The sequence below is a fragment of the Sphingomonas sp. CCH5-D11 genome, assembly GCF_001557395.1.
GTDB lineage: Bacteria > Pseudomonadota > Alphaproteobacteria > Sphingomonadales > Sphingomonadaceae > Sphingomonas.
In genome coordinates, this window is sequence record NZ_LSKH01000244.1 from 46,182 (window position 1) to 71,954 (window position 25,773).

The following is a 25,773-nucleotide window of genomic DNA, read 5'->3' on the forward strand; positions in this document are numbered from 1 at the left end:
ACTACCCAATTGCCTCGCCGACGGAGTCGCCCATTGAAGCTGCTGTTTATCGATTTCACCATCCAGCACCTGTTCGACGACGCTGATTTTCCGGTTGGTGGCTGGGCAGTGGAGTTGCGCGCTTGGTTAGCTGGCTTTCGCGCGATCGGCGTGCAGACCGCAATCTTGACGACGGAGACCGCTTCCGCTGCGAGCGAGAGGAGCGGTGAGGCGACGCTGCTACGCGTCTACGCGCCGCGCGGGGCGTTGCCGGGTGGCACTTATCTGTTCAAGTTTCTTCCGCGCATGTTCCTCGCCGGAGCACGCTTCCGCCCGGACGTGCTGGTGCAGGCGGTGGCTGGCGTGAACACGGGGCTTATGTGGTTGCTCTCACGCCTGCTACGCCGCCCCTTTGTTTATCGCTGCGCCAACGATATCGATTTGGATGATCGGGTGCGCACCCGTCTTGGTCGGGGCCAAGCTTTTTTCTTCGGGCTTGGCCTGTCACGCGCCGACGCTATCGTGGCGCAAAACGGTACACAGCTGGCGGGCGTACAAAGGCGTTTTCCAAACAAGCCGGCGCTTGTACTGCACAACCCCTTTCAACCGCGCACCAACTTGATCGCGTCCCGGGCGTCGCGGGGCTATGTGGCATGGCTCGGCGTATTTCAGCCGCAGAAGAACCTGCCGCTGTTGGCGGAGATCGCGGCAGCCCTGCCTGATGTGTCGTTCCATATTGGCGGGAAGCCGGAGGAGAGGATGCGGGACGCCGAGACACTGTCAGCGCTAGATCGGCTGAAGACGCTGCCCAATGTCACATTACGTGGATACCTGCGCCGCACAGAAGTGCCGGACTTTTTGGGGCAGGCGCTGCTGCTGCTCAGCACATCTCATTACGAGGGGTTCTCAAACACCTTCCTAGAGGCATGGGGCGCCGGCACGCCGACAGTTGTTCCGGCGCGCGTTGATCCCGACGGGCTTATCGCGGCACACGGTTTGGGCGAAGCGGCGGACGACAACGCCCTGCTAGTCTCTGCCATCCGCCGGATTGTTGATTTGCCGGCGGAACGCTACGCCGCGTTGTCTGAAACGTGTCATCGACATGTGTTGACCGCGCACGACCCCCGAATATTATCTGAACTCTTCATTCAATTTCTTGCATCTGAAGGTTTGGTTCGCGCATGAATGTTCTTCATATCGTCGAGACTCTGAAGTCGGGCGGTAAGGAGCGGCAGCTGCTAGAGCTAGTGCGAGGAAGTCTACGGACCGGGGTGGACGCGCACGTCCTTGTCTTGTCGAATGACGTCCAATATGATGTGACCGACATCGCAGATCGCGTGCACCGCTTGCCCCGTCGCTCACGATGGGATGTAGGTTTGATCCTGCGCACGCGCAATTTCGTGAAAATGATGCGACCGGATGTGCTGCACAGCTGGGGCACTATGTGCTCGCTTTATGCTGTGCCCGCCTCGGACTTTGGCCGGCTACCATTGGTATGTGGCCATATCCGCGATGCGCCCTCGCGCCTCTCGTCGTTTGACAAACGCTTTTGGCACGGAAAGATAGCTGAGCGTTTCGCCGCCGCTACCGTCGCCAACTCCAAAGCTGGGCTGATCGCCTATCGTGCAACGGGTCCGAATGCGCATGTGATCTACAACGGCTTTGATGCCTCTCGCAATGCGCGGCAGGGCGATGCCGCTTTCAGAAAATCGCTGGGTATTGAGACGTTGCATGCTGTGGGCATGGTGGCGCGATTCGGCAGCCACAAGGATCATCCTACCTTCTTTGCTGCCGCGGAGCGCGTGCTGGCGGTGCGCGACGACGTGACGTTCGTTGCAGTCGGCGATGGGCCGACGCTTTTGGATTGGCAAGCGCGCTTCGCCCACAATCCCCGCATCCGCGTACTGGGCCGGCGCAGCGACGTAGAAACGATTATCTCCGTCCTGACCCTCGGCGTGCTAGCGACCGCGGTGGGCGACCACGGCGAGGGAATTTCCAACGCGCTTACTGAATTTCTATCCTACGGCAAACCCGTCATCGCCACTGACGATGGCGGCAATCGCGAGCTCGTAGGCGATCATCGCTGCGGCGTGCTCGTGCCCCCCGCCGATCCGCAAGCAATAGCCGTTGCGATAACCCGCCTTCTTGACGACGTCGGCTTACGCGACACACTGGGCCGTGCAGGTCAAACGGCAATTCGCGTGTCATTCAGCCGTGAGGCGATGGTCGGCCGGTACCGGGATCTGTATTGCTTAATCGCGCCCCGAGGTTAAGGCGCCGCTGCTGTAGACATGGTAAAACGGCGCCAATGCGGGGTAAGCTGCTTAAAGCGACCGATGCCCGCATCCTCATTATTAGTACCGACGTGGCCCGTCGTCGCAGATATGTTGGCCCAGTAGTCTACGCCAGCGCTGCCGGTAAAAAGCGCCTTTGTTCGGTTATCCTGACCCGCGGGATTATCGCGCTCTACTCGGGCCTCGAACTCGCTGTAAACGCCCGCCACGCCACCGGTCGGCAACGGCTGGCGCTGAGCCCAGAAAAAATGAAAGTTGCGACCATAGATTGGCACAAACGATAGACCGCCGCCCGGCTCGGCGCGCTGGTCGCCCCTTACGCTTGTGTCGTCGCGAAAATCCTCCCAGAAGAAGGCACCTTTGATCGCGTCCGTCGCCTTTACTCGGCACCATTTGCCGTTCACTTTAGGGCGAACGTATAGACGTAGGTTGCGGATGGCGATGCGGATGTTGCGTACGAGGGGCGCTCCTTGACCCACGTATATCTGCCCCCAGGGTATCACGGCCGTCCAGCCGGCACGCGGATGGTTTCCCCGACCTAAGCGGGGGTGCAAAGCCCAGCGCATGGGCTTGCCGTTGCGCTGAAGAGCGCCGTTAGGAATCAACTCCGACGTGCCAGCCATGTCGCGACTGGATGGCGGCTTGGTGCCGCTCTTGCCCACTGCGCCGCAGATTGATGCGCGAAAAGCGGGTGGATCGTTTGATAGCGCGGGCGCCGGGAGCGCAAGTGCGACGGCAGCAGCGCTAAGCTTGGGAGCGGTCCAGATCATCCAGCAGCCCTTTCGCGATATGCGTCCAGTCCAGCGCGGTTGCGGCATCGGCTTTTGCGCCCGTCGCTAGCCGCGCCACCAGTGCCGGATCGCGCAGCAGAGACAGCATTGCCTCTGCCAGTGCCGTGGCGTCGCCGGGCGGCACCAGCAAGCCGTTATGCTCCGGACGCACAACGTCGCCCAGCCCGCCTACATCGCTCGCTACCGCCGGACGGCCATTACCGAAGGTGGACGCTAGCACCCCGCTCTGCGTGGCGTCTACATAGGGTGCGACGACGAAGCTAGCGCGAGCCAGCTGGTCTTCCAACTCTTCTGGCGCGAGATAACGATCGATAGCCTCCACCATTGGCAACGCCGCGATGCGATCTGCCAGCCTTGCCTGCTCCGGCCCGCGTCCGGCAACGATCAGGCGAAAGCCCGCGCCTTGCGCCGCCATTTGCTCCGCCGCGTCCAGTAGCACCTCGACGCCTTTGTATGCTTCCATTCGGCCGAACATCAGAATGCGGCCAGGCTCGGGCGACGGGCGCCGTTCGGCTGTAGGCAGCATCAGCACGCCGTGATGCATGGCAATAATACGTGCGCGATCAAAGCCAAGAGCCACCATGCGGGCGACGCAAGAATTGCCATGCACTACAAGCGCTGAGGCATGCTCCCGAAGCCAACGACGGAAGGGGCCGTGCAGTCGGTACGCCTCACTGTCTGCACCACTGTGCGGTTCAGGATCGTGGACGATTAGCACGGTGCGGGCGATCCGCCCCGCCAACCACATTAGCGGCTTCAAAAATGGGCGAACCCCTTCCTGAAAAATAATCACATCTGGGCGGAACGCCAATAGTTGGTATGCGATCAGCGGCGTTGCAAACCAATGCTCGTGTCGCCGGTCCATTGGCAGCGCTCTAACGCGCGCTTCACTTGCGATCAGACGATCGATATGCTTCGCGCGATCATGACTGTTGAGTAGCAGCAGTACTTCTACGTGTGCCGCCAGTCCGGCGGCCAGTCGCTCGCTATATTCGGCGAAATGGGGAGCGACGATTGCGACGCGCTGGGTCGTCACGTCGACGTACTCGGTCGGGCGATGAAGCGCTGCCCTTTCACCAGCGTCGTCATAATTCCGCTATAGGCAGCAGCATAAACAACGCAGCCGATCAGCAACTGGCCAAAATTTGGTTTTATAGGCACGACGGCTAAATTCGCGACATTGCCCAGCGCGAGTGCAAGCACCGGGGGGACTAGGTCGAACGATCGGCCCAGTGTGATACCCAGCGATCGGTTAACTGCGATCAACCGCGCGACATTTCCACCCGCGAACACCAGCAGCACCGCCACTCCCGCCCCCACTACGCTATATGTTTGCGCTAGGCCGATACACATGAAAATCAACACTGCGGCGGAGATCGCCAGGATCCGCAACTCCGTCAGTGCTTTGCCACACATGGTAAGAGCATAGCCAGTCGGTGCTAGCGTTGCGCTGAGCAGGTAGCCAAGCGGGAGCAGGATTAGGATCGCACCGCGCGGCTGGTACTCCTCGCCGAACAGCACGTCCAAATGGGCCCCAAACGCGGCAATTCCGCCAAACACAAAGCTGCTGACAATGCTCGCCCAGCGGATATAATGATTCATGTCGCGCTGGATACCGATGGTGTCACCCGCCTGATGGTATCGAGCGATCGCGGGCCCCAGCGTTTGGCTAAGGGAGAGCGCCGCCACCGGCACTAACTGGGAAATGTTAGAGACAACCGCATATTCGCCTACTGCCCACGTGGGTACAATTGCCGCCACGATGATCAAATCCGCCGATCGCATAACGTTGTAGACGAATAGGTTGAGCGCCATCCCCGGCGCGCCTAGGAACAGCCCCCAGCTTTCGCGCCAGTTCGGCACAGATGTACTCGCAGGCGCATGGGTCGTCGCTAGCCGCGCCCTAATCGCCCGATAGCTGAGCGCCACGAGGGCAGCGAACGCATAAGCAATCGTCGTGCCCACCACTACGCCTATGACGCCATACCCCAGCCAGACCGCCAGAATGTTGAGCCCGGTACGTACGATGGGTTGGACATAATAGGTGATGAGCATGATAGGCACGATCCGCCCTTCCACCCGATACCAGGCAGTCAATAGCACTAGATCGGTCGCAAAGGGCACCGCCACCAGTGTCAGCGCAAAGGCTGCCTCGAATCCTTGGTAACTATAAACGTTCGAGTGAAGTAGAGGGCCGATGATGCCGCTACCGATCAACGTGCTTCCTACCCCCGTCAAAAGCGCTATTAGCCGGAAGCGCTGGAAATGTATCTTCTTAACCGAAGGATCGTGATCAAATGCAGGTAAAATTTTAAATATCGCAAGATCGAGCCCTAGCGGGGTAACAATCATAATGAGCTGCAGCAAGTTGCGCAGGACAGAGACTTGCCCATAGTCTTCCGGGCCTAACAGCTTAGCGACGTAGATGCCGCTAAGAAAGCCTAGCACCTGCTGCAGCAGCAGACCACCCGCAGTGATATAGCTGTTAATGCGTGCGCTGCTCATTGCCTCCGGCCTTACTGCCCGGTGTAGCCGCGATACCACTCCACGAAGGCGGGGATGCCCGCTTCGATTGCAGTAGAAGGCTCAAACCCTACGTCGCGTTGCAGGTCAGTCACGTCGGCGAACGTGCGCACCACGTCGCCCGGCTGCATCGGCTGATAGTCGCGCACCGCCTCGCGCCCGCAGGTCCGCTCGATCGTCTGAATCAGTGTTTCTAGTTTCTCCGCGCGGCTATTGCCGATGTTGTAGAGGTTGTGCGGGGAAATGCTGCCACCAGGTTTGATCAACCCGTCGTCTTTCGGCGGATTGACTAGCGTACCAACGATGCCAGTCACGATATCATCGATATAGGTGAAATCGCGCATCATCTCGCCCTGGTTGAAGATGCGGATCGGCTTGCCACTTAAGATGGCCTGCGTGAACAGCCACACCGCCATATCCGGTCGTCCCCATGGACCGTAGACAGTGAAGAAGCGCAGTCCCGTTTGTGGAATGCGGTAGAGGTGGGAATAGGTCTCGCTCATCAGTTCGTCAGACCGCTTAGTCGCGGCATAAAGCGAGACAGGGTGATCAGTGCGATCCTCAAGTTTGAACGGCACCGTCCTGTTGCCTCCGTAAACAGATGAAGACGAGGCGTAGACCATATGTCGTACAGAGCGATGGCGTGCCAGTTCAAGCATGTTTAGGTGGCCTGCCACATTGGCGCGGATGTAAGCCCGTGGGTTCTCCAGCGAGTAGCGCACGCCGGCCTGCGCAGCGAGATGGACGATGCCGTCGATCTCGATTGTCTTAAGAGCCGCATCCAATGCCGTATTGTCAGACAAGTCGAGGTTCAGCATTGAGAAAGCAGCAGCGTTCGGGTGCTCGCCGATCCACGCAGTGCGTGCGTGTTTCAGCATGATGTCATAATAGGGCTCATAATTATCTAGACCAATGACGGTATGATCGTGATCGAGCAGACGGCGGCAGACATGCGCCCCGATAAAGCCTGCAGCGCCGGTCACAAGTAAAATCATGTCATTAATCCACTTAGCATTATCGGCTACGCCTCCATGCCGCTTGCCCGATTGGTGAAGCCGCGTAAGAAGATTTCAAGGCAATGGCAACCGATCTTCTGCGCAGCAGCGGAGTCATGTTCGATGTGGTATCTTCAAGCGTCAGCGCTTCAAGCGTTATCCGATTGGTTTCTTCCACATCGATATCGCCGAGGTGCAGACTGCCGAAGGCAAGCTCTATCTGTTCGTTGGCATAGACCGCACCAGCAAGTTCGCGGTCACCCAGCTGGTCGACAAGGCGGACCGGCGAACAGCGTGGGAGTTCCTCGAACACCTGCTGAAAGCCGTGCCCTACCGGATACACACGATCCTGACCGATAATGGCATTCAGTTCGCCGAGCAGCCGCGCAACCGGAACACCGCCTGGTCGCGCCAGATGCGCTTCGACATGATCTGCGAGGCAAACGACATCGAACACCGGCTCACCAAGCCGAACCACCCGTGGACGAACGGTCAGGTCGAACGGATGAACCGCACCATCAAGGAGGCGACGGTCAAACGCTTCCACTACGAGAGCCACGACCAGCTCCGGACGCACCTCGCCGACTTCATGGCCGCCTACAACTTTGCCCGCCGGCTCAAGACGCTCAGCGGCCTCACACCCTACGAATACATGGCCAAGATCTGGACTTCAGAGCCAGACCGGTTCATCGTCGACCCGATCCACCAGATGCCGGGACTGAACACCTAGGGCCCAGACTCATCAAGAGCCAGAACGCCAGGGCTGTGGCGAGGGCAACGCCTGAGAGGAAGTTCGCGGGGCGCTTGTTGTAGCGGGTGGCGACGCGCCGGAATTTCTTGAGGCGGGAGAAGGCGTTCTCGATGAGGTGCCGGCCGGCGTACCGCTGCTTGTCGTATCTGATAATCCGTTTGCGGTTACGTCGGCCAGGGATGACCGGGACGGCACCGGGATCACGTACCAAGCGGCGCAAAAAGCTGCTGTTGCGCTCGACCTCGTTGTCAGGAGACGGCCAGTGACCGCGATTGCCGACGCCCTCGGCATCAGTCGCCAGCACCTGTCGACTATGCACAACCGACCGCCGCCCAGGCAGCGGGGGCGACCGCCACTGCCCGACGCCGAGCTGGTCGCCGACGTCCACGTGCTCGGCGCCGCTCTGCCGACCTATGGCTATCGGCGCATCCATGCCCTGCTGCGCCGCCAAGCTCAGCAGACTGGGCGCGCAGCAACCAAACCCAAGCGCGTCTACCGCGTAATGAAGGCTCATGGCCTGCTGCTCCAATCTCACAGCGGTTAGGGTGAGGAGCGGCGCCATGATGGCCGCGTTTCGGTCGACCGGCGCAAGACCCCGCTGGTTCTTCGACGCGCTCAAAGTCGGCTGCGACAATGGCGAGAAGGTGCGCGACGCCTTTGCGCTCGACTGCTGCGACCGGGACGCGATGGGGTACGTCGCCACTACTGGCGGCATCACTGCCGAGGACGTCCGCTACCTGATGGTCGCCACCGTCGAGCACCGCTTCGGACCCGTGAACCGCCTGTCCGAGCCGATCGAAGGCTCACCGACAACGGCAGTCCCTACTTCGCCGGCGATACCAGGGGCTTCGTGCGCGACATCGGCCTCGTCCCGCGCACCATCCCGGTCAGCAGCCCGCAGTCGAACGGCATGGCAGAGGCCTTCGTCCGCACGCTCAAGCGCGACTAAGTGCGCGTGAATTCAACGCCCGACGCACGTATCGTCATCGAGCAGCTGCCGACTTGGCTGACCCACTACAACGAGGTCCACCCTCATAAGGCGCTGGGCTACCGCTCACCCCGCGAGTACATCACGCAGACCCGCAAGGCCGTCAGGCATTTTAGGGGGGGACAACAGCGGCAACTATGTATGGAACGGCGGCATTTTTCTGTTTCGCGCCGACGTATTCCCTGACGCCTTGGCGCAACACGAGCCAGGATGTGAGGGTGCTGTTCAAGGCTTTGCGCGCGCAGACATAGCGGTGCTGTGGGTTGGGCTTGATAGCCAAGTCGATTATACAGCGTGACGAATATGCTTCGATGCTCGCTTTTCTCCACCAGGTCAGAGCGTAAGTTCGCGCTTGCTCAACCTGAATAATCGTTCCATCCTTTCGATCGTGAGCGCCGTCCTGTCCGCCCTTCGATCCAGTATCGCAACGCTGCTCGGCGTCGTGTTGGTGCTGTTCGAGCGCGCGATCGTCCGCTGCACTCACGCGCTGTCTCACGTGCGAACCGAGTTCGATATTCGCCGCCGCGCGCGGCCGATCGTGTCGTTCGATCGCCATCCGCCGGAGGCGTGGGCCGCTCCGTGATCCTGGTCGTGCATCGACCAGATCTGATCACGGGAGAATTATCATGGACAAGGACAGCGTGTCGCCCGCTGCGGGCGACGCCAGGGAACCGGCCTTCTATACGATGAAGGTCGCGCGCGAGTTCGGTGAGGAACTTGCGCGCCAGTACAAGGCCGCGTCGCCCATCCATCTCGTCAGCGCCTTCGTAGAGGGGCTGATGAACGATGGCGAGGTCGTCTCGATCAACCAGCTGCTGCGCAACGACAAGGTCACGGAGTGGCTGGGAAAAATTGGCGCAAGTGAGCGTCAGCTCCGGTCGGCGTTCAATGGCATCCGTAAGGCACGCCGCGCTGCGGCGGCAGTCGAAACCGGTGTCGTCGTGCCGCCGCGACGCCGCAAGCGGGGCGCTGAGCAGGTGACGGACGGCGCTTAGCCTTCGCTACAGGTGCGGGTGGCCATGTACGGTCGCGTGCGATGGCCGCCCGCACCAACAGGTCGAAACATAAGCCGCCGGGTTTGCGACGCTCCAGCGTCGCACCCGTGCAGGAAGCAGCAGAACGGAAAGAAGGAAGCAGGTAGCGAGGGCTGGCCAGCGAATACCGCGCCGCCCTGCGGGCGGTTTGGGCCGTCCTGCTCTGGCGCTGTCGCTTTGTCGCAGAACGGCATCGCAGGCCTACCTCGCCGGGGACATCCCGGACCCCTTCGTGCCGTTCGCCCGAGGAGGACGAAATGCCGGGACAACGTGGCAGCGAAACGCGCCAGCGTCAGCAGATGTACACCATCCGCTGGTCGCCCGAGGAAGCACAGCGGTTGGAGGAGATTGCCGCGGCATCGGGCTGCGACAAGGCCGACGTGCTGCGTCGCCTGATCGCCTACGATCACAGCCGGATCATACCGACGCGCGAACTGACCCGGCAGATCGCGGCCGTCGGCAACAACCTCAACCAGATTGCCCGTTCGATCCACGAACTCCGCGCCCGCGGTGACGATCCGGCTGCCTCGGGCACGTTGTCGCAGCTCCAGAAGGCCGAGGCCGACTTCCGTCATGCGCATGACGCGATCGTTGCGATCAGGAGCCAGATGGAGAACTGGCGATGATCCCGAAGGTCATGGCCGGAAGCGACTTCGCGGGGCTGAAACGCTACCTAGTAGAGGACCGCGCCCACGATGTGCTCGAACCATTGGGCGTGCCGCTCGACAGTCACATCGCGCAGATGGAGATGATCGCCAGGCTGAGCAGCCGCTGCAAAAAGCCGGTCAAGCACGTCACGTTCTCCGCCGCAATCGAAGACGGGAAGCTAACCAATGCCTTGTGGCTCCAGTTGGTCGACGAGGCGGAAGCGGAGTTCGGGATGACCGGTCACCACCGTGTCGTCGTTCGGCACCGTGACAAGCCGTACGATCACATTCACGTATTCTGGTGCGCTGTAAGCGCCAACACCGGGAATACGCCGAAGCTGCACTTCCGCGTCGCAGATGCGTCGTTTCCCGAACTCGGTCCGCGTGCATTGTCGGTCGACCAGATCGTTCAGATGGCGCCGGGTGAGTTCAAATCGAAATCATACGATGCCCACGCCCTGCTTCGATTGCAGCACCTCTGCCGCGACTTCGAAAAGCAGCATGGCTTGCGACAATTGGCGACGGCCGAAAATGCCCGTGCAGCGCGCGAGGCGGGCAAAAGGGACAAGGCGCCAGCGCCCGATCGTCAGCAGCAGCATCGTCTCGAACGGGTCGGAGACAGGTTGGCTGATCGCGCAGTGCAGGTTCGTGCCGCGCTTGACGCGCCCGATTGGAATCAGCGCGAGAGAAGCCTTGCGACCCTTGGCCTCGGCGTGCGTCCCGCTTTTGCACCATCGAAAAGCGGTCCGCGCCTGCGCGGCGTCGTCGTCCACGATCTCGCCAATGAGCAGAACGCCGTTGCTGCATCGGCGTTCGATACCGGAACGGTTAAATATGGCATGTCAGCGCTCGACAAGCGGCGCGATCCCGAAACGCCAGCGTTCGCGGACTGGTGGGAGCGCCGTACGGTGTCACCGACGCCAGCAGCGCATGAGCGCACCCGGCAGCAAATACGCTACGAAGAAGAGCGGGAGCATCACGCCGCCGAGGAAGCGCGAAAGGCGCGCGAACGCGCTGCCATCGAGCAGCGCTATAAGCTCGATGAGCGAGAGCTTCGCAGCCGGTTGATGGCGCGGCGTCGAGTGGAAGCGGAGCAGTTGGAGGCCGATCAGCGTCGCCCCTTCTACACTCGCTATGACGAAACCGTTCGTCGGCCGCAGCTCGACCTGTTGCATGATCGTCGTCGAATTGAGCTAGCCCTCTTGGCGCGCAAACGCATGCCGTCGTTCGCGACATGGAGGCGAAAGGTGCAGCGTCTGGTCGCCGCGATGCACGCCAACTGGGCTAAGATCGCGGACACTGTCGATGGTGCGACGACATCGTTGCAACGCGTACCGGGGTTGGCGATGATCCCGGCGCTGTCATCGGCCCGAGCGCTATCAACGATCAAAGTGAGGCCGACCGGGATCCGGCAGCTGCGCGACCTTGAGCGCGGGAATGATGGCGTTTCGCAGTCCTCAAGTGTCGCGATGGATCTAGCCGAGATTGGCGGCCCTCGCACGTCGGGTGCGCCTCGGCGGTTCGAGCAGAACGTGATCCTCGAGCACGGATCGTCAGCATCGCCACGCATCGACCTTCAGGAGCCGATCGACGGTTTTTATCCGCAGCTTATGCCCGACGGTGTCCGTTATGCACGTCGCCACGAACCGCCCGCGTTCGTCGAAAGAGGGCCGCGCATCTCGGTCAAGATTGACAGCGACGAGGCGCTTCGGGCGGCGCTCAAGCTGTCGCTGATGCGTACCGGTGGGCCAATTGTAGTGCGCGCCTCGCCGGAGGTGATGGAGCGTATCTACCGCATCGCCGATACGCTCGGCGTGCGCGATCGGCTGATGGACGGTGTGACGGATGCGCAAGCGGAGAAGCAGGTCGAAGCGGCCACGCGACCAGGCCCGACGCCGAGCTCTGCTGCGAGATCGCCGTCGAACACAGGGGATCGAACAAGCGCTCCCGCGGCGCGCCGCGGTGGAATTTATGCGCTCGCCGAGGGCGAGAGCAGGCGCGATGGCGTCGCGATCACGAAACCGAAAGGGCCGGGCACCGGCGCAACGCCGTTGGTGCGCGGCAAGAACGGACAGGAGCGCTGACCGCGACACGTGGCAAGCCTCGAATACGAGGACAAGGGAACGGCCGCGCCGGCCGTGAAGCGTTTGGAGTAAGCCTGCGGCTGTGCCGTAAAGGCGAAATGATCGTGCGCGGGGGCGGCGTGCAGCCCGCCGCCCCAGGCGCAGATGAAGGACCTCCCATGTTTATCGTAACCCGCGAGCACGAGCTCGCCCAGGCGCGCGTGCTCTCCGGCGCGGTCGCCCTCGCGGATTTGGCTGCTTGGACAATCGACAGATCGTCCTCGCTGCTTCTGCCGCCCGGATTTCGCAATTACCTCCATGTCACGCAGGCCGAGCTGTTGCTGGTCCCGTCGATCGAGCCGTCTTGCGGCGATCTGCGGCTGGTCGGGCGGGCCATGCGCGAAGCACGCTGTGATGCGCTTGTCGTCAAGGCGTCGACCGAAGGCACGCGGACGCTGTACTGCGCGGTGGGGCACTGGCGGCGCGACGGCAACCACTGGCATCACGGTCGCCGTTTGTGGCTGTCGCGCTACAACGAGCCGTGGTTGGTGGCCGATCCCGCCGAGGCCGAGGAAGTCGAGGTCTTCTACCGGCTGGATGGGGGACGGCTCCGCGCCAAGATCGAGCCGCCGACCTACAGCGACCATGGTTTCGCCGCGGGGCTGCTGCGAGGCGATGCCTATCTCGCCGCCGTGTGGGGGGAGCTGTGATGGGCGCTCCTCTTCCGTGGATCAGCCCGGCCGCCGTGGACACCATGCTCTATGACGATCCGCTCGGCTCCATGCCCGACTTCGGCCTTGCGCTGCTTCGTCCCAAGGCAAAGGGGAAGCGCAACGTCACCGCTGACCTGGCGCGGGCCAAGCTGCAACCTAGCCGGCCTGCTGACGCCGCATGGAGACCGGATGGCCTGTGGCCGATCACCTGCACGACCAGCCGGGTGGTGCCGGCGCCCGGCGTGGCGCTCGAGCCGGACGCGCTCGAGCAGATCTTCCACAGCTATGACGCGAAGATCAAGCCGCACCAGAAGCTGTTGGCGGTCGTACTGACGATGCGCTTCGCGCACGATTGGCAGGCAGCCGACATCCTGTCGCTGGTGGGTGCCTATGCGCTTCAGCACCTCGCGTTGGAGCGGCGGCTGACCAGCATGACCGTGGTGCACAGCCCGGGCGACGAGCTGTCGGCGCGGCGCCCGCATGCCCATTGCATCGTGCTCGCGCGGGTTCACCGGGCGTCGGGATGGGCGGAACTGCACCGGGATCTCACCGCCAAGGATGCGCAGGCCAGGTTCCAGCAGGAGTGGCAGGCATTTCACGACACCTGGGCGCCGCGCTTCCGCGAGCGCTGACGCGCACGGCGGGAGCCGCGTGACGGCTCCCGCCACCTGCCGGGGGCGAAGGGGAGGGTGGGTGAAGGTGTCCCCGATGGTGGGGACGAAAATGGAAGAAGCCCAATGACCAACGATCACAACGACATCATCCGCGCCCACGTCGTCGCCGTTTCCTCGATGTTGCTCGGCAGCCGCCGTCTGAAGCCGTCAGTGGCGATCCTCGCTGGCAGTGCGCTCGATCTATCGGCGCGTGTCCAGCTTGGCCAAATCGCCAAGCAGACGAACGTCGACATGCTGCACCTCGGGTTCGAGGAGACGGGCGACAGCGTCCGCATGACCGACCTTTCGATCATCGTCGCGCGGGGCAACATCTGCTGGTCGCAGGTCGATTGCCGCTTGTGGTTGCCGCGCACGGGGTCGCGCGCGGTGATCCTGCCGCAGCCGCATGTGCGCGGCAGCTTCCGTCTCGCGCCGGGCGAGATCATCCACGTGGACAAGAAGCCGGCCGATACGGACGAGGGGATCGCTCGGGCCGAAACGCGGCTCCGGCGCCTTGTGGAACGGGGGGTGGATGTCACCGGGCAGGTCGAGATCAACGAATTGGCGCTGGCCGCGTGAGCATAGGGGCGGCCGGCCTATGTCGGCCGCCTCAACTAGTCGGGCATTCCGCATTGATGCCAGAGGGAGCGTCAGCCCTCCGGTCGCCCGAGCCGACTCTTCTGTCTTGGCGCGCGCACGCCATGGCGGAGCCGGTCCTTCGGCCTGATCCGTATCGGCAGGTTCGCGCTTATGTGTTGCGTGAAGGGTGTGGTGAATTTCAGCGCGTCCAGCTTGATCGAGAGTTCCGCCTCTTCGTCGTAAGTGCGAGCCGTTTCCGTGTCGCCCTCATGGCCGAAGATGTCACAGCGCACACTGTCCTGAACCACACCCTTTAGCATCGACGTTGCAGTTCCACGGAAGCTGTGGACGTCCTTGTCCTTCCAAGCGCCACGCACCCGGCGGCGCGCCGATGTTCCTTCCGGGAACGCCCATGTTCGCCACGGCTCAAAGATGCTCTTGTAGAAGGTGCTGGCGAAGGTTTTCGCGTTAGGCGAGTCCATTTCGGGAAAAAGCATTTTGCAATTGGCCGCACGAATCTCCCGAATGTACTCGATGAAGCCCAAGCGGATAAGTTCGGGATGGATCGGCAGCTTGCGAACCGATTGGACGTTCTTGAGCGCGCGGTCTTCGGTATAATCGATTTGAAAATACGGGATCGGCTCGTCTTCGTGAACCTCGGTCAGCGCCAATCCAGCCAGCTCCGAACTGCGGCCACCATAGAGCGGTAGCATCAACGGCAACCAGTACCAGGCGTCGTGGATGATCTGGTCGCCAGCTTTGAAGCGCTTGTCGATACCGGCAGATCCCGTCCACATGGGTGCGGATAAGAGCAGCCGTACCTCCTCCTTGGTCCAGTTGATGCGCCTGTCGCGATCTCGCTTTCGCGCTTTGCGGTTCTTCTTGCCCACACCCTGACGAGCGGTCTCGAACGTGATCGGCTGGGCAGGGCGATGACCTTCCGCCTCGGTTGCGCCCGCAGCGTGTTTAAGGACGGACGTTATCCACGTGATGTGCTTGTTGATGGTATCCTGCGACGTCCCGAGTTCATCGGCCGGCATGGTCGTCGCGCGTTCAAGGCTGGCAGCGATGCCACCCGCCCGTTCCGCCTTCGTCCGCCCCCAGCGGTTCGGTAGGCTTTGGCAGAGCTCGGTGAACGCGGAGACGTGCCGCTGCTCGACATCCTCGATGTGCACGTCTCCGCCGCAGGCGAAGTCGAAGAGGCGAATGGCAGTGCGCACCTGCTTCATTGTATCCGCGCTCCACGCCTTCTCCCGCTGATAGGCGGCGATGCACTCCTCGGTGGCATCAAGCAGAAGCTTCTTCGGCTTGACCGGATCAGGGATGGGGGACGTATGTGCTGGTTCTGACGCATTGGTCGCCATTGCCACAAGGCGCCGGGATGGCTCGGCAGGCGCTGACGGCGTCTCCCACGCGAACGGCGCGTCATCCATCAACGCGTCGTCAATCCAGTCGGCGGCGACATCCGCGTCCAACGACAGGTGCGCGGTTGCCTCGCGACAAGCAGCAGCATTGGCGGCGCACACCGTTCGCCGCATCTTATCCAAATTGCCGTCTGTCGCCGCGATGCCGAAGGTGTTGACGTAGGCATCCGTCTGGACGTGCGAGACAGGCACCCCGGTCTGGAGATTGAACACTAGGTCGCCAATCGACTTCGCACTGGCAGGGCTCCACCCCGAGTCGACCAAGCGGTCATACTCGTCGAGTGTCCATTTCGCCGCAATCCCGTGTCTGGACAGGAAGCTCCATGCCTCAGCGTGAAGCGAGTTCATCGTGGCGTGATCACCCGCAGGAGTTTGGCTGCCGCCCTGATCCTCAAGGATGCGCTGCAATTGCCAGCGCAGGGCGTCGCTGAACACCTTCTTGAGCTGGTCGGGGCTGACGCCCGACGACGACTGACCATATCCCATGCGCAATGCTTCTGCGGCTGAACCTAGGCGCAAGGCAATAACCCGCGCGTCTTTGTAGCTCATTGGGCCGATCGGTAACGCCAGCGTTAACTGCACGCCGGCGACCGTCATTTTCTTCCGCCACCAGTAGCTGCTGCCGCGCAGCGCCACGTTCGAAAAACCCATTTCGCCACCCCAGGGGGTACAGCGAGGGGTACAGTCGGGGGTACAACCGTCCCTGATCGCCGTCGTTAAGACACGAAATCAGAGACTTAGATGCGGATGGTCGGGGAGACAGGATTCGAACCTGCGACATCCTGCTCCCAAAGCAGGCGCGCTACCAGACTGCGCCACTCCCCGACGCTCGCGTTCGCTAGGCGTTGTTGCGGCCTTGCGCAAGTGAAGACGCGGTGGGCCCGGCAGGACTCGAACCCGCAACCTAGCCGTTATGAGCGGCCAGCTCTAACCGTTGAGCTACAGGCCCCCGCGTCGCGACTGACTATAAGCTGCGGGCGTTGCCGGCAATGCCAATCGCGCGGGAACTGTTGGAAAAGAAAAGGCGCCCCCGCCAATGGCAGGAGCGCCTGTTTCTTCAGAAGAACGGGCCTATTCAGCCCGCAACCGCCTTACTGGAGGTTGTCTGCACGCTCTTCGGCGACGTCACGGACGTTGTCCGCAGCGTCTTCCATGTTGTCGGCAGCGTTCTCGAGGCCCTCGGCAGCAACGGCATTCGCCGAGTTGTCAGCCAGATCCTCCAGGTTGTCCGCCATCATTTCCATGTTGTCGGCCATCATGTCGGCGTTGTTCTCGACCGCGGCGGCCTCCGGCGACTTCGAGCAAGCAGCCACGGACATCAGGCCGGCGGCGGCAGCGATCAGAACGATCTTCTTCATTCGAATGCTCCCAAGCATTAATTCGTTTCGCGGCCGACCCGTTTGCCGTCGCGAGCCCCGGCAAATACCGCACCAATCCGGTGGGTCAATCGGAAATTCATCTCACAGCAAGGTTCGCGACGAACCGTTTCAGCGTTTTTGCCGCGCAACCGGCCCGATTTCCTCCGGCGCATTGGCCACAACGGTCAGCATCGCCGTCCACGCGGCGACATTCTGGCGCAGATTCTCGGGATCGACCCGGTCAAGCGTGTCATCGGGGGTGTGGTGCGTATCGAAATAGTCGAGGCCGGACTGGTTCAGGTCAACGCCGGCGACGCCAAGCGCCACGGTGGGCCCGATGTCGGCGCCGCTGCCGCCCTGCCCATTGCCGCGCACGATCCCGAGCGGCGCCAGCGCCGCCGCGAGACGGTCGCCCACCGGCTTGGCCGTATCGGGCAAAGTCACGCCCAGCCGCCAGACCTTGTCCGCGCCGAAATCGCTTTCGGCGGCAAGGGCGTGGCGCTCCTGACCGTGCTTCGCGGCATAATCGCGCCCGCCAAAGCCGCCGACTTCCTCCGCGCCGAACCAGACCACGCGGATGGTGCGGCGCGGGCGCTTGCCGCTGTCGAGGATCCGCTTCGCCGCGGCGGCGGTGATCGCCACGCCGCTGGCGTCGTCAATCGCGCCAGTCGCGAGATCCCAGCTGTCGAGATGGCCACCGACAAGGACAATGCCGGCGTTCGGATCGCTGCCCGGGACTTCGGCTATGACATTGCCGGATTCCTGCTCACCTACCTGGCGGGGCGTCAGCAGCAGCTTCATGCGGATCGGCTTGCCACGTTTCGCCAGGGCCTCGATCAGCTTGGCATCGGGCACCGACAGAGCGGCGGCGGGAATGGCCGTGGTGCCTTCGGGGAAATTGGTCGTGCCGGTGTGCGGCAGACGATGCGTATCCGTCCCGATCGAGCGGATCACGATGGCGGCCGCGCCCTTCCTGGCGGCGAGGGCTGGGCCGGCGAAGCGGGCGACGCCGGCCTGGCCATAGCTTGAGCCGTCCTGCGTCTTCATCATCGCATTGCCGACATAGGCGATCTTGCCCGCAAGGCTGCCGTCCGGCGCGGCGGCGAGATCGCTATAGCTCGCGAAGATCACGACATCGGCCTCTAGGCCAGTTGCGGCTGTGGCGCCGGAATTGCCGAGCGCCGCGAGATGAAGCTTCTGCGGAACAGGCGCCACGATCTCGCCGCGCTCCTCTCCGCGCACCCATACGGGCATGCGATAGGTTTCGATGCGGACGTTCTTGAAGCCAAGTGCCTTCAGCTTTGCGGCGCTCCAGACCCGCGCGCGCGCCTCCGCCTCCGTTCCGGCGAGGCGCTGGCCCACCTCCGTCGTCATGCCCTCGACAATGTCATAGGCCACGTCGTCCTTCAGCGCGGCATCGCGCAGGGCGGCGACCTGCGGATCCACCCGCACGGGCGCCGGCGGTGCGGCGCGCTGGGCCAGGGCGGGCGCTGAAGTGGCGAGAAGGGCGGCGGCGAGGGCGAGGCGGCTGATCATGAAGCTCGCGTAAGTTGCCGCGCCAAGTTTGCCAACGGCCTGTCGCATCATTACATGCCCGCCCACAATTCTCAGCCATTCCAGTCTACGGAGCGACAGGCGACCCATGGCCGTCCAGTATACCTACGTCATGAAGGGTCTGACCAAGACCTTCCCGGGCGCCAACAAGCCGGTGCTCAACAACATTCACCTGCAGTTCCTGCCGGGCGCGAAGATCGCGATCATCGGCCCGAACGGGTCGGGCAAGTCGACGCTGATGAAGATCATGGGCGGGATCGACACCGAATATCAGGGCGAGGCCTGGGCCGCGGAAGGCGTCAAGGTCGGCTATCTGCCGCAGGAGCCGCAGCTCGATCCGGACAAGACGGTGATCGAGAATGTGCGCATGGGTGCGGGCCCGATCGTTGGCATGATCGATCGGTTCAACGCGATCTCGGCCGAAATGGGCGATCCCAAGGACGACACCGATTTCGACGCGCTGATGGAGGAGATGGGCGATCTTCAGGCGAAGATCGATGCGGCCGACGGCTGGAGCCTCGATTCGCAGCTGGAGCAGGCGATGGAGGCGATGCGCTGCCCACCGTCCGATTCTCCGGTCACGAACCTGTCGGGCGGTGAGAAGCGCCGCGTGGCGCTGGTCCGCTTGCTGCTGGAAAAGCCGGACATCCTGCTGCTCGACGAGCCGACCAACCACCTCGACGCCGAAAGCGTGAGCTGGCTGGAGAACTTCCTGAAGGAATATACCGGCAACGTCATCCTCGTTACCCACGACCGTTACTTCCTCGACAATGTCGTGAACTGGGTGCTCGAGCTGGATCGCGGGCGTTATTACACCTACGAGTCGAACTACTCCGGCTATCTGGAGAAGAAGGCCAAGCGGCTGGAGCAGGAAGAGCGCGAGGAGGCCGGCCGCCAGAAGGCGATCGCGGACGAACTCGCCTGGATGCGCCAAACGCCCAAGGCGCGGCAGACCAAGAGCAAGGCGCGTATCCGCGCCTTTGACGAGCTGGTGGAGAAGCAGGAAAACCGCGCGATCGGCAAGGCGCAGATCCTGATCCAGATTCCCGAGCGCCTCGGCGGCAAGGTGATCGAGGCCAAGGGGCTGACTAAGGCCTATGGCGACAAGCTGTTGTTCGAGGATCTCGACTTCATGCTCCCGCCGGGCGGCATCGTTGGCGTCATCGGCCCGAACGGCGCCGGCAAGTCGACCCTGTTCAAGCTGATCACCGGGCAGGAACAGCCCGATGGCGGCACGATCGAGGTCGGCCAGACGGTAAAACTCGGCTATGTCGACCAGAGCCGCGACGCGCTGGATCCGAACAAGAACGTCTGGGAGGAAATCTCCGACGGCCTCGACATCTTCCGCTTCGGCAAGCAGGAGCTGGGCACGCGCGCTTATGTCGGCGCGTTCAACTTCAAGGGCCAGGACCAGCAGAAGAAGGTCGGCCAGCTGTCCGGTGGTGAGCGCAACCGCGTGCACATCGCCAAGATGCTGAAGGAGGGCGGCAACGTCCTGCTGCTCGACGAACCGACCAACGACTTGGACGTGGAAACGCTGCGTGCCTTGGAAGAGGCATTGGAGAGCTTCGCGGGCTGCGCCGTGGTGATCAGCCACGATCGCTTCTTCCTTGATCGCCTGTGCACGCACATTCTGGCGTTCGAGGGCAACAGCCACGTCGAATGGTTCGAGGGCAATTTCGAGGCGTATGAGGAGGACAAGCGCCGCCGCATGGGCGACGCGGCAGACCGCCCGACGCGCCTGGCCTACAAGAAGCTGACGCGCTGATCCGGCCTGATCGTCACCCTGGCTGGCCGGGGTGACGGTGGATCAAGGAAAAGGCCCGCCCGGCTGATGCCGCGGCGGGCCTCTTCATTAAAGTTGGTCCACTCATCCTGATGCAGAGCGGCCTCCCCGGCGGACGCCGGGGCCCAGTTGGGAAGGTCGCAGCAACTAAGCGCAACTTGCTCCTGCTGAGGTTCCCCAGCTGGGCCCCGGCCTTCGCCGGGGGGCGCTTCAAGCGGGGTGGATCAGATTCTAGCTGCGTTGGCTATTGGCGCTGATCGGCGCTCTTGGCGCGGATGGCGCGGAATTCCGATGCGGGGCGCCATTCGGGCCAGACTCCTGCCTTGGAGAGCCGCTGGCCCATCGTGTGGAACAGGTCGACATCCTGCGCCGCGCCGGTGAAGTTCCAGTCCGGCGCCCAGGCGTCGCAGGTCTTGTGATAGCAGGCCATATAGGCGTCGAGCCACTTCTGCCCCGCTTCCCGCCCGCCGACGCGCATGTCGCTCGCGCCCCCGAGTGCCATCAGCTGCAGCGCGGGAACGCCGCGGCGCACGACCGAAAAGTGGTCTGCGCGGTAGAAGAGGCCGCGCTCGCTGGCGGTCTCCGGCGTGACGACGCGGTTCTGCGCGCGCGCCGCGTCGGTCAGCAGATCCTCGAGCGAGGATTGGCCGGCGCCGACCAGGATCACGTCCTTCGCCTCACCGGCTGTCTGAAGAATGTCGAGCGTCAGGTTGGCGACGGTCTTTTCCAGCGGCGCGGTGGGGCGGGTGGCATACCATTCGGAGCCGAGCAGGCCGCGTTCCTCGGCGGTCCACAAGGCGAAGACGAGCGTGCGATCAGGCGCTGGGCCAGCCTTGAACAGCCGCGCGAGCTCCATCACCCCGGCAACACCGAGCGCATCGTCATTCGCTCCGGGTCGGATGGTGCGGCCCTGCGCGTCGGGTGGGCCTTCGCCATAGGCGTCCCAATGCGCGGCGAACTGCACGGTCTCGTCCGGTTTTACCCGGCCAGGGATCTTAGCGATGACATTGGCGCTCTCGATCCGATCGACCGCCACCGGGAGCTGCGCCGTGAAGCGCGCCTTGAGCGGGACGGGCTTGAAGGCGGCGGAGCGGGCCTGCAAGCGCAGCGCGGCGAGATCCAGCTTTTCGGCGGTGAACAGGCGATCGGCAGCTTCGGCGGACAGCCAGCCCTGAAGGGCGATACGCTGGTCCTCGGGGCCGCGGACGATATCGTAATTCTCGCCGTTTGAGGCGTTGGCGGTCGACCAGGGATAGCCTGCGCCGGCGGTGTCGTGGACGATCAGCGCACCAACTGCGCCGCGACGTGCCGCCTCTTCGTACTTGTAGGTCCAGCGACCGTAATAGGTCATGCGCTTGTCGCCGAAGCGGCCCTTTGCATCGACCCCGGCGGGTGCCTCGAAATCGGGATCGTTGACGAGGAAGACGGCGACCTTGCCCTTCAGGTCCAAGCCCTTGAAATCATCCCACTGCGCTTCGGGCGCGCTGACGCCATAGCCGACGAAGACGAGCGGCGCGTCTGCGATCGAGACCGCAGCATCCGGGCGAACCGTGGTCAGCGCCACGTCGGTGCCCTGAACAAGCTTGGTCGCGCCGAACATCACCGGTCCGTCGCCGAGGCGAGTGTGGATCAGCGGCACTTTCTGCGTCCAGGCGGCGTCCGGCCCGCCCGGCTCCAGCCCCAGTGCCTTGAAGCGGGCGATCGCCCACTCGATCGTCTTCTTCTCGCCTTCAGTACCGGGGGCACGGCCACCAAACGGGTCGGAGGCGAGTTCCTTCACCATCGCCGACAGCTTGGCCGGATCGGTCCGGGGTGGTTCGGCAGCCGCGATGGCGATCAGCGGCAGGAGATAAGCGATCTTGTTCTTCATCAACGCACCCTACGCACGAAAACGCGGCCGTCTTCACGCCGCTCGGTATTGAAATTGGGGACGGCGGCGATCAAGTCCGACAGGCGCTTGTAGCCATAGTTGCGCACGTCAAAGCTTGATCGGTTTGCCGCAAGCTGCCCCATGGCGGACAGGCTGACGAAGCCTTTTTCATCGCGCTTCACCGCGGAATAAGCGTCGATCAGAAGCTTCACCAGTTCCTCGTCGATGGACGCAGGGGCGGCCGGCGCCGCCGGCTCTTGCGTTGCAGCCGGCATCGGCGGGGAAGCCGGTTCCGGTTCCTTGTTTCGCGCGCTGGACGCGGCTCCGGTGGGCGGATCCTTCACCGGGGGAGGAGCCGGAGGCGGGCTCTGCTTGGCTTCGTCCGCCTCCGCCGCCATCAGCTTGTCGACGTCGATGAAGCGGGTGCAGGCGCGCTTGAAGCCCTCAGGCGTCTTGGCCTGGCCGAAGCCATAAACGGGCAGGCCATCCTGCCGCAGCCGCGTCGCCAGAGGCATGAAATCCGAGTCCGACGACATGATGCCAAAGCCCTCGACCCGCCCGCGGAACAGAAGGTCCATCGCATCGATGGTCATCTTCATGTCGGTGGCGTTCTTGCCCTTGGTGATGTCGAACTGCTGCTGTGGCTCAATGCCGTGCTTGATCGTCATCTCGCGCCAGCCGCTCAGCGCCGGCTTGGACCAATTGCCGTAAACGCGGCGGATGTTGACCGTGCCGAGTTCGGCAAGAACGGTGAGCACCGGATCGATCGCGTGCCAGCTGGCATTGTCCGCGTCGATTAACAGCGCGATGTTGCGGGTGGGGGTGTCGTCGCTCGCCATGCCCCAGCGCCATCGGCGCTGGGGGCGCCGGCGTCAATCAGCCGTTGCTGCCGCGCCGGTCGCTGGGCAGCGCGACATCGGCGTCGATGTCATCCTGTTTGGTGGCGCGGGTGGTGCCGTCCGGGTCGTCCACCTGCTTCAGATCCGCCTTCGAGCCGATGTCGCGGGCCAGCGCACCGCCGCTGGTGCCGGTCTGTGCCTCGCCGGCCGGGATCATCCCTTCGATCACGTCCTTGTCGTCATGATCGCGGGCGGTGGTGGTGCGGCTATTCTCTGCCATGATCGATCTCCTTCGTGCCCGAAACAACGAGGGGGCAGGGGCAGAGGTTTCGTCAGGCTGCGGGATAAGTGATGGCAATCACCTCATATTCCCTTTCGCCGGCGGGCAGTGCCACGCGGCGCAGGTCACCGATCGCCGCGCCGCGCAGCGCACGGGCGAGGGGCGCGTTCCAGCCGATCAGCCCCTTGCCGGCATCCGCCTCGTCATCGCCCACCAAGGTCAGGTCGCGGTGATTGTCATCCTCATCGGCAATGGTGACGGTGGCGCCGAAGAAGACCCGAGTGCGGTCGGGCGCCTGCGCCGGATCGACCACCTTGGCCGCCTTCATCCGCCGCGACAGGAAGCCCAGCCGCCGGTCGATCTCCCGCAACCGCTTGCGCCCATAGATATAGTCCCCGTTCTCGGAACGGTCGCCGTTTCCGGCCGCCCAGGCGATGGTTTCGACCAGCGCCGGGCGTTCAGTGGCGAAAAGCAGTTCATATTCGGCCCGCAATGCCGCATAGCCGGCCGGGGTGATGTAGTTCGGGCGATCCATCAGCGGCCCTTAGCCAACCGGCGCCGGCTCCGCGACCTCCCCGTCGCGAGAACGGAGAGGTCAGCCCATCATCCCGCGCGATTGCGCCCCAGATACCAGCTGAGGTTCGCCGGGCCCCGGCTCTTCGCGCGCGGCGGGTTCAGCAGATCATAGACCACCGCATTTTCCAGCACGCGCTGCACATAGTTGCGCGTCTCCATGTAAGGTATCGCCTCGATCCACTCGACCATGTCGATCGCGCCGGTGCGCGGATCGCCATTGGCGCGCAGCCATTTGTTCACATTGCCCGGCCCGGCGTTGTAGGCGGCGATCGCCAGCGGATAGCTGCCATAGATGCCGAAGATCCGCTGGAAATAGCTGGAGCCGAGCTGCGTATTGTAGCTGGTGTCGGTGAGCAGGCGCGGCGCATCATAGGGGAGGCCCATCTTGCCCGCCTGTTCGCGCGCCGTGCCGGGCATCAGCTGCATCAGCCCGCGCGCGCCTGCGGAGGAGATGGCGGCGCGGTCGAACTGGCTTTCCTGCCGCGCGATCGCATGGATCATGGTCCACTGGCTGTCGTACCCCGGCGGCACCGACACAGTGGGGAAGGCGATGGCGCTATATTCCGTCTGGTCGTTCTGCATCGCCTTGCGGCCAACGATCACGGCGAGGTCCGGCCGGCGCAGCGAGCGCGACAGCTCCTCGGCGAGGAAGTGATCGGCATCGCTTTCGACATTGGCGGCGATGGTCCGCACAAAGGCGGTCTGATCCTGATACTGGCCAATGGAGCCGAGGAACTGCGCCGCTCGGACCGTTTCCTGGCCGAAGAAAGCTTGCCGCGTTGTCGGGTCGATCGCCGGCGTCGTGACATCGCGCGGTGCCGAGAGCGGCCGGCGCAAATGTTCGAGCGACAGCTGACCGTAGAATTGATCGCGATAACCGGCGGCGCGATTGAAGAAGGCGGTGGCATCGGTCGTGCGCCCGGCCGCTTCGGCGGCGCGGCCGGCCCAATAGAACCCCTTCGCCCGGGTCTGCGGCGATTGGCTGCCGCGACCATAACGATCGAACATCGTCATCGCGTCCGCCGGTCGCCTCAGCTGCTTCAGCGCGGTCTGCCCGGCGAGCCATACGAGGCTCGTGTAATCATCACGCTCACCATAGGGCTTCTTCGAGACGTCGGTGCCGGCGGGGTAGGCGTCGTCCACCTGCCGGGCGATGTCATAGGCGAGCTGGTGCTGATTGTCGGACGAGGCCGCGCGCGCATTGGTGAGCAGGACCTCGTAGAATTCCTCCACATCGCCGGGGCGCGCCATGCCTGGCTGCCGCGCGCGCGCCAGCCAGGAGCGGGCGCTGGCACTCGCGCCATTGTTGCGCAGCCAGGTCGCCTTGTCGGCGATATAGCCAGCGTCGGACGCGCCAGCGGCGTCGTTCGCGGCGGCAAGGCTGGAGGCGCGCTCCGCATCAGTGCGAAAGGCGAGCCGCGCCTCGAACAATCTGCGGCGGGCAGGGGAGGTGAACGCGATCTGACGCGCGGCATTGCTGGTCGATCCCTGCCACAGCAAGGCATCCATGCGCGCATCGTGGTCCTCCGGCCGCAATGCACCGGCGAAGCCCGTCAGTATCATGGATTCATCGGTCGGCGCCAGCGCGCCGCGACGCCAGGCATTGCGCGCCGCCTCATAGGCCTCGGCGGTCGCGCCCGTCGCCTGCAGCGCCCTGGCCTGTGCCACCGCGCCAGCCGCGGTGAGTGGGGGGTAGCGGCGGAAGAAGGCAGCGACGTTCGCAGGCGAGGCATAGCCATTGCCCGCCTGCCGCTCGGCCGCACGCCGGTTGGCGGCTTCGTTGGGCCAGCCCGGATGCGCCATCAGGAAGCCGGCATAGCTGTCGAACGGCAGCGAATCGGTCTGCTGCAATGCGCGCCACTGCGCGAGCGCGGCGGCCAGATCCGAATTGCTGGTCGCCTGCGGCATGGCGGCGGGTTGCCCCTGTGCCATCACATTGGCGGCCCGCGTCCGCGCAGCCTCGTCCTGATCCTGAGCGACGAGCAGCGCCGCCCCCATACCCAATGCCAGTGCGATCAATGCCCCTGCCCTCAATCCAGTCACCATTGTGGACAGAATAGCCGGGCTACCCGTATC

General features: G+C 63.5%; 24 protein-coding genes, 2 tRNA genes and 1 pseudogene. 12 read left to right on the plus strand and 15 right to left on the minus strand.

Going from position 1 to position 25,773, the window contains the following annotated elements; translation table 11 throughout:
• Positions 1-33: 33 nt before the first annotated feature.
• Together AX702_RS15345 and AX702_RS15350 are read left to right on the plus strand one after the other, a co-directional pair.
• Positions 34-1,164: a glycosyltransferase family 4 protein gene (locus tag AX702_RS15345; RefSeq protein WP_066781012.1), complete on the plus strand. Its 1,131-nt coding sequence runs from the start codon at positions 34-36 to the stop codon at positions 1,162-1,164.
• The gene (locus tag AX702_RS15350) at positions 1,161-2,252 is read left to right on the plus strand and encodes a glycosyltransferase (RefSeq protein WP_066781013.1); all 1,092 of its coding nucleotides are present in this window, start codon (positions 1,161-1,163) and stop codon (positions 2,250-2,252) included. Before AX702_RS15345 ends, AX702_RS15350 begins: the two co-directional genes overlap by 4 nt.
• Here the strand turns inward: AX702_RS15350 and AX702_RS22145 are convergent.
• The 4 genes from AX702_RS22145 to AX702_RS15370 are packed head-to-tail and all read right to left on the minus strand — an operon-like array spanning position 2,249 to position 6,582.
• Entirely contained in the window at positions 2,249-3,043 is a 795-nt protein-coding gene (locus tag AX702_RS22145; protein ID WP_156455523.1) for a hypothetical protein, read from the minus strand. The genes AX702_RS15350 and AX702_RS22145 overlap by 4 nt on opposite strands.
• On the minus strand, positions 3,018-4,100 hold the full coding sequence (locus AX702_RS21720) for a glycosyltransferase family 4 protein (protein WP_082746303.1): 1,083 nt from the start codon (positions 4,098-4,100) through the stop codon (positions 3,018-3,020). Before AX702_RS21720 ends, AX702_RS22145 begins: the two co-directional genes overlap by 26 nt.
• Positions 4,097-5,569: a lipopolysaccharide biosynthesis protein gene (locus AX702_RS15365; RefSeq protein ID WP_066781017.1), complete on the minus strand. Its 1,473-nt coding sequence runs from the start codon at positions 5,567-5,569 to the stop codon at positions 4,097-4,099. The genes AX702_RS21720 and AX702_RS15365 overlap by 4 nt, the downstream gene beginning before the upstream one ends.
• Positions 5,570-5,580: 11 nt before the next feature.
• On the minus strand, positions 5,581-6,582 hold the full coding sequence (locus AX702_RS15370) for an NAD-dependent epimerase/dehydratase family protein (RefSeq protein WP_066781019.1): 1,002 nt from the start codon (positions 6,580-6,582) through the stop codon (positions 5,581-5,583).
• Positions 6,583-6,721: 139 nt separating this feature from the next.
• Between AX702_RS15370 and AX702_RS15375 the strand changes: the two are divergent.
• The 3 genes and pseudogenes from AX702_RS15375 to AX702_RS24295 all read left to right on the plus strand — a co-directional run.
• Positions 6,722-7,312, plus strand: a pseudogene (locus AX702_RS15375) (integrase core domain-containing protein); the annotation flags it as partial.
• Between the two features lie 283 nt (positions 7,313-7,595).
• A complete protein-coding gene (locus AX702_RS22640; protein WP_231731882.1) occupies positions 7,596-7,877 on the plus strand; it encodes an IS3 family transposase in 282 nt (93 codons plus the stop codon).
• Between the two features lie 411 nt (positions 7,878-8,288).
• On the plus strand, positions 8,289-8,507 hold the full coding sequence (locus AX702_RS24295; protein ID WP_197420638.1) for an integrase core domain-containing protein: 219 nt from the start codon (positions 8,289-8,291) through the stop codon (positions 8,505-8,507).
• Here the strand turns inward: AX702_RS24295 and AX702_RS22645 are convergent.
• Positions 8,434-8,877, minus strand: coding sequence for a hypothetical protein (locus AX702_RS22645; RefSeq protein ID WP_197420640.1), 444 nt, complete (start codon positions 8,875-8,877; stop codon positions 8,434-8,436). The two genes, AX702_RS24295 and AX702_RS22645, sit on opposite strands and share 74 nt — an antisense overlap.
• Before the next feature lie 70 nt (positions 8,878-8,947).
• Here AX702_RS22645 and AX702_RS15390 point away from each other — a divergent pair, with 70 nt between their 5' ends.
• From AX702_RS15390 to AX702_RS15415, 6 genes are all read left to right on the plus strand, one after another.
• Entirely contained in the window at positions 8,948-9,316 is a 369-nt protein-coding gene (locus AX702_RS15390; RefSeq protein ID WP_066781023.1) for a hypothetical protein, read from the plus strand.
• Between the two features lie 296 nt (positions 9,317-9,612).
• Positions 9,613-9,981 (plus strand): plasmid mobilization protein, encoded by a 369-nt coding sequence (locus AX702_RS15395; RefSeq protein ID WP_066781024.1) that lies wholly within the window; start codon positions 9,613-9,615, stop codon positions 9,979-9,981.
• Positions 9,978-12,086, plus strand: a complete 2,109-nt coding sequence (locus tag AX702_RS15400) for a relaxase/mobilization nuclease domain-containing protein (protein ID WP_066781025.1) — start codon at positions 9,978-9,980, stop codon at positions 12,084-12,086. Before AX702_RS15395 ends, AX702_RS15400 begins: the two co-directional genes overlap by 4 nt.
• Positions 12,087-12,244: 158 nt before the next feature.
• Complete coding sequence (locus AX702_RS15405) at positions 12,245-12,775, plus strand: hypothetical protein (RefSeq protein WP_156455526.1); 531 nt, start codon at positions 12,245-12,247, stop codon at positions 12,773-12,775.
• Positions 12,775-13,410, plus strand: coding sequence for a hypothetical protein (locus AX702_RS15410; protein WP_066781031.1), 636 nt, complete (start codon positions 12,775-12,777; stop codon positions 13,408-13,410). The genes AX702_RS15405 and AX702_RS15410 overlap by 1 nt, the downstream gene beginning before the upstream one ends.
• A gap of 105 nt (positions 13,411-13,515) precedes the next feature.
• Positions 13,516-14,010, plus strand: coding sequence for a hypothetical protein (locus tag AX702_RS15415; RefSeq protein WP_066781033.1), 495 nt, complete (start codon positions 13,516-13,518; stop codon positions 14,008-14,010).
• A gap of 71 nt (positions 14,011-14,081) precedes the next feature.
• On the opposite strand, the gene AX702_RS15420 is transcribed toward AX702_RS15415, so the two are convergent.
• From AX702_RS15420 to AX702_RS15440, 5 genes are all read right to left on the minus strand, one after another.
• On the minus strand, positions 14,082-16,085 hold the full coding sequence (locus AX702_RS15420; protein WP_156455527.1) for a hypothetical protein: 2,004 nt from the start codon (positions 16,083-16,085) through the stop codon (positions 14,082-14,084).
• Positions 16,086-16,182: 97 nt separating this feature from the next.
• Positions 16,183-16,259 (minus strand) — tRNA-Pro (locus AX702_RS15425).
• Positions 16,260-16,310: 51 nt separating this feature from the next.
• A tRNA-Ile gene (locus tag AX702_RS15430) sits at positions 16,311-16,383 on the minus strand.
• Positions 16,384-16,525: 142 nt separating this feature from the next.
• Positions 16,526-16,792 (minus strand): hypothetical protein, encoded by a 267-nt coding sequence (locus AX702_RS15435; RefSeq protein WP_066781039.1) that lies wholly within the window; start codon positions 16,790-16,792, stop codon positions 16,526-16,528.
• Positions 16,793-16,921: 129 nt separating this feature from the next.
• The gene (locus AX702_RS15440) at positions 16,922-18,328 is read right to left on the minus strand and encodes a M20/M25/M40 family metallo-hydrolase (RefSeq protein ID WP_066781093.1); all 1,407 of its coding nucleotides are present in this window, start codon (positions 18,326-18,328) and stop codon (positions 16,922-16,924) included.
• A gap of 106 nt (positions 18,329-18,434) precedes the next feature.
• Between AX702_RS15440 and ettA the strand changes: the two genes are divergently transcribed.
• Positions 18,435-20,114 (plus strand): energy-dependent translational throttle protein EttA, encoded by a 1,680-nt coding sequence (gene ettA / locus AX702_RS15445; protein WP_066781040.1) that lies wholly within the window; start codon positions 18,435-18,437, stop codon positions 20,112-20,114.
• A 262-nt stretch (positions 20,115-20,376) separates the two neighbouring features.
• On the opposite strand, the gene AX702_RS15450 is transcribed toward ettA, so the two are convergent.
• The 5 genes from AX702_RS15450 to AX702_RS15470 all read right to left on the minus strand — a co-directional run bounded on the left by AX702_RS15450 (position 20,377) and on the right by AX702_RS15470 (position 25,743).
• Positions 20,377-22,002: a M28 family peptidase gene (locus tag AX702_RS15450; RefSeq protein WP_066781042.1), complete on the minus strand. Its 1,626-nt coding sequence runs from the start codon at positions 22,000-22,002 to the stop codon at positions 20,377-20,379.
• Positions 22,002-22,841, minus strand: a complete 840-nt coding sequence (locus tag AX702_RS15455) for an NYN domain-containing protein (protein ID WP_066781044.1) — start codon at positions 22,839-22,841, stop codon at positions 22,002-22,004. Before AX702_RS15455 ends, AX702_RS15450 begins: the two co-directional genes overlap by 1 nt.
• Before the next feature lie 37 nt (positions 22,842-22,878).
• On the minus strand, positions 22,879-23,121 hold the full coding sequence (locus AX702_RS15460) for a hypothetical protein (protein WP_066781046.1): 243 nt from the start codon (positions 23,119-23,121) through the stop codon (positions 22,879-22,881).
• A gap of 52 nt (positions 23,122-23,173) precedes the next feature.
• Positions 23,174-23,656 carry a transcription elongation factor GreB gene (greB, locus tag AX702_RS15465; protein WP_066781048.1) on the minus strand — a complete coding sequence of 161 codons (483 nt, stop codon included), beginning with the start codon at positions 23,654-23,656 and terminating at the stop codon, positions 23,174-23,176.
• Between the two features lie 68 nt (positions 23,657-23,724).
• Positions 23,725-25,743, minus strand: a complete 2,019-nt coding sequence (locus AX702_RS15470) for a lytic transglycosylase domain-containing protein (RefSeq protein ID WP_066781050.1) — start codon at positions 25,741-25,743, stop codon at positions 23,725-23,727.
• Between the last annotated feature and the right edge of the window lie 30 nt (positions 25,744-25,773).

Excerpts from the sequence above, each read along its gene's own strand:
- AX702_RS15350 (WP_066781013.1), top strand. The coding sequence starts at position 1,161 with ATGAATGTTCTTCATATCGTCGAGACTCTGAAGTCGGGCGGTAAGGAG.
- AX702_RS22145 (WP_156455523.1), bottom strand. The coding sequence starts at position 3,043 with ATGATCTGGACCGCTCCCAAGCTTAGCGCTGCTGCCGTCGCACTTGCG.
- AX702_RS15365 (WP_066781017.1), bottom strand. The coding sequence starts at position 5,569 with ATGAGCAGCGCACGCATTAACAGCTATATCACTGCGGGTGGTCTGCTG.
- AX702_RS15370 (WP_066781019.1), bottom strand. The coding sequence starts at position 6,582 with ATGATTTTACTTGTGACCGGCGCTGCAGGCTTTATCGGGGCGCATGTC.
- AX702_RS22645 (WP_197420640.1), bottom strand. The coding sequence starts at position 8,877 with ATGGCGATCGAACGACACGATCGGCCGCGCGCGGCGGCGAATATCGAA.
- AX702_RS15390 (WP_066781023.1), top strand. The coding sequence starts at position 8,948 with ATGGACAAGGACAGCGTGTCGCCCGCTGCGGGCGACGCCAGGGAACCG.
- AX702_RS15395 (WP_066781024.1), top strand. The coding sequence starts at position 9,613 with ATGCCGGGACAACGTGGCAGCGAAACGCGCCAGCGTCAGCAGATGTAC.
- AX702_RS15400 (WP_066781025.1), top strand. The coding sequence starts at position 9,978 with ATGATCCCGAAGGTCATGGCCGGAAGCGACTTCGCGGGGCTGAAACGC.
- AX702_RS15405 (WP_156455526.1), top strand. The coding sequence starts at position 12,245 with ATGTTTATCGTAACCCGCGAGCACGAGCTCGCCCAGGCGCGCGTGCTC.
- AX702_RS15410 (WP_066781031.1), top strand. The coding sequence starts at position 12,775 with ATGGGCGCTCCTCTTCCGTGGATCAGCCCGGCCGCCGTGGACACCATG.
- AX702_RS15415 (WP_066781033.1), top strand. The coding sequence starts at position 13,516 with ATGACCAACGATCACAACGACATCATCCGCGCCCACGTCGTCGCCGTT.
- AX702_RS15420 (WP_156455527.1), bottom strand. The coding sequence starts at position 16,085 with ATGGGTTTTTCGAACGTGGCGCTGCGCGGCAGCAGCTACTGGTGGCGG.
- AX702_RS15435 (WP_066781039.1), bottom strand. The coding sequence starts at position 16,792 with ATGAAGAAGATCGTTCTGATCGCTGCCGCCGCCGGCCTGATGTCCGTG.
- AX702_RS15440 (WP_066781093.1), bottom strand. The coding sequence starts at position 18,328 with ATGATCAGCCGCCTCGCCCTCGCCGCCGCCCTTCTCGCCACTTCAGCG.
- ettA (WP_066781040.1), top strand. The coding sequence starts at position 18,435 with ATGGCCGTCCAGTATACCTACGTCATGAAGGGTCTGACCAAGACCTTC.
- AX702_RS15450 (WP_066781042.1), bottom strand. The coding sequence starts at position 22,002 with ATGAAGAACAAGATCGCTTATCTCCTGCCGCTGATCGCCATCGCGGCT.
- AX702_RS15455 (WP_066781044.1), bottom strand. The coding sequence starts at position 22,841 with ATGGCGAGCGACGACACCCCCACCCGCAACATCGCGCTGTTAATCGAC.
- AX702_RS15460 (WP_066781046.1), bottom strand. The coding sequence starts at position 23,121 with ATGGCAGAGAATAGCCGCACCACCACCGCCCGCGATCATGACGACAAG.
- greB (WP_066781048.1), bottom strand. The coding sequence starts at position 23,656 with ATGGATCGCCCGAACTACATCACCCCGGCCGGCTATGCGGCATTGCGG.
- AX702_RS15470 (WP_066781050.1), bottom strand. The coding sequence starts at position 25,743 with ATGGTGACTGGATTGAGGGCAGGGGCATTGATCGCACTGGCATTGGGT.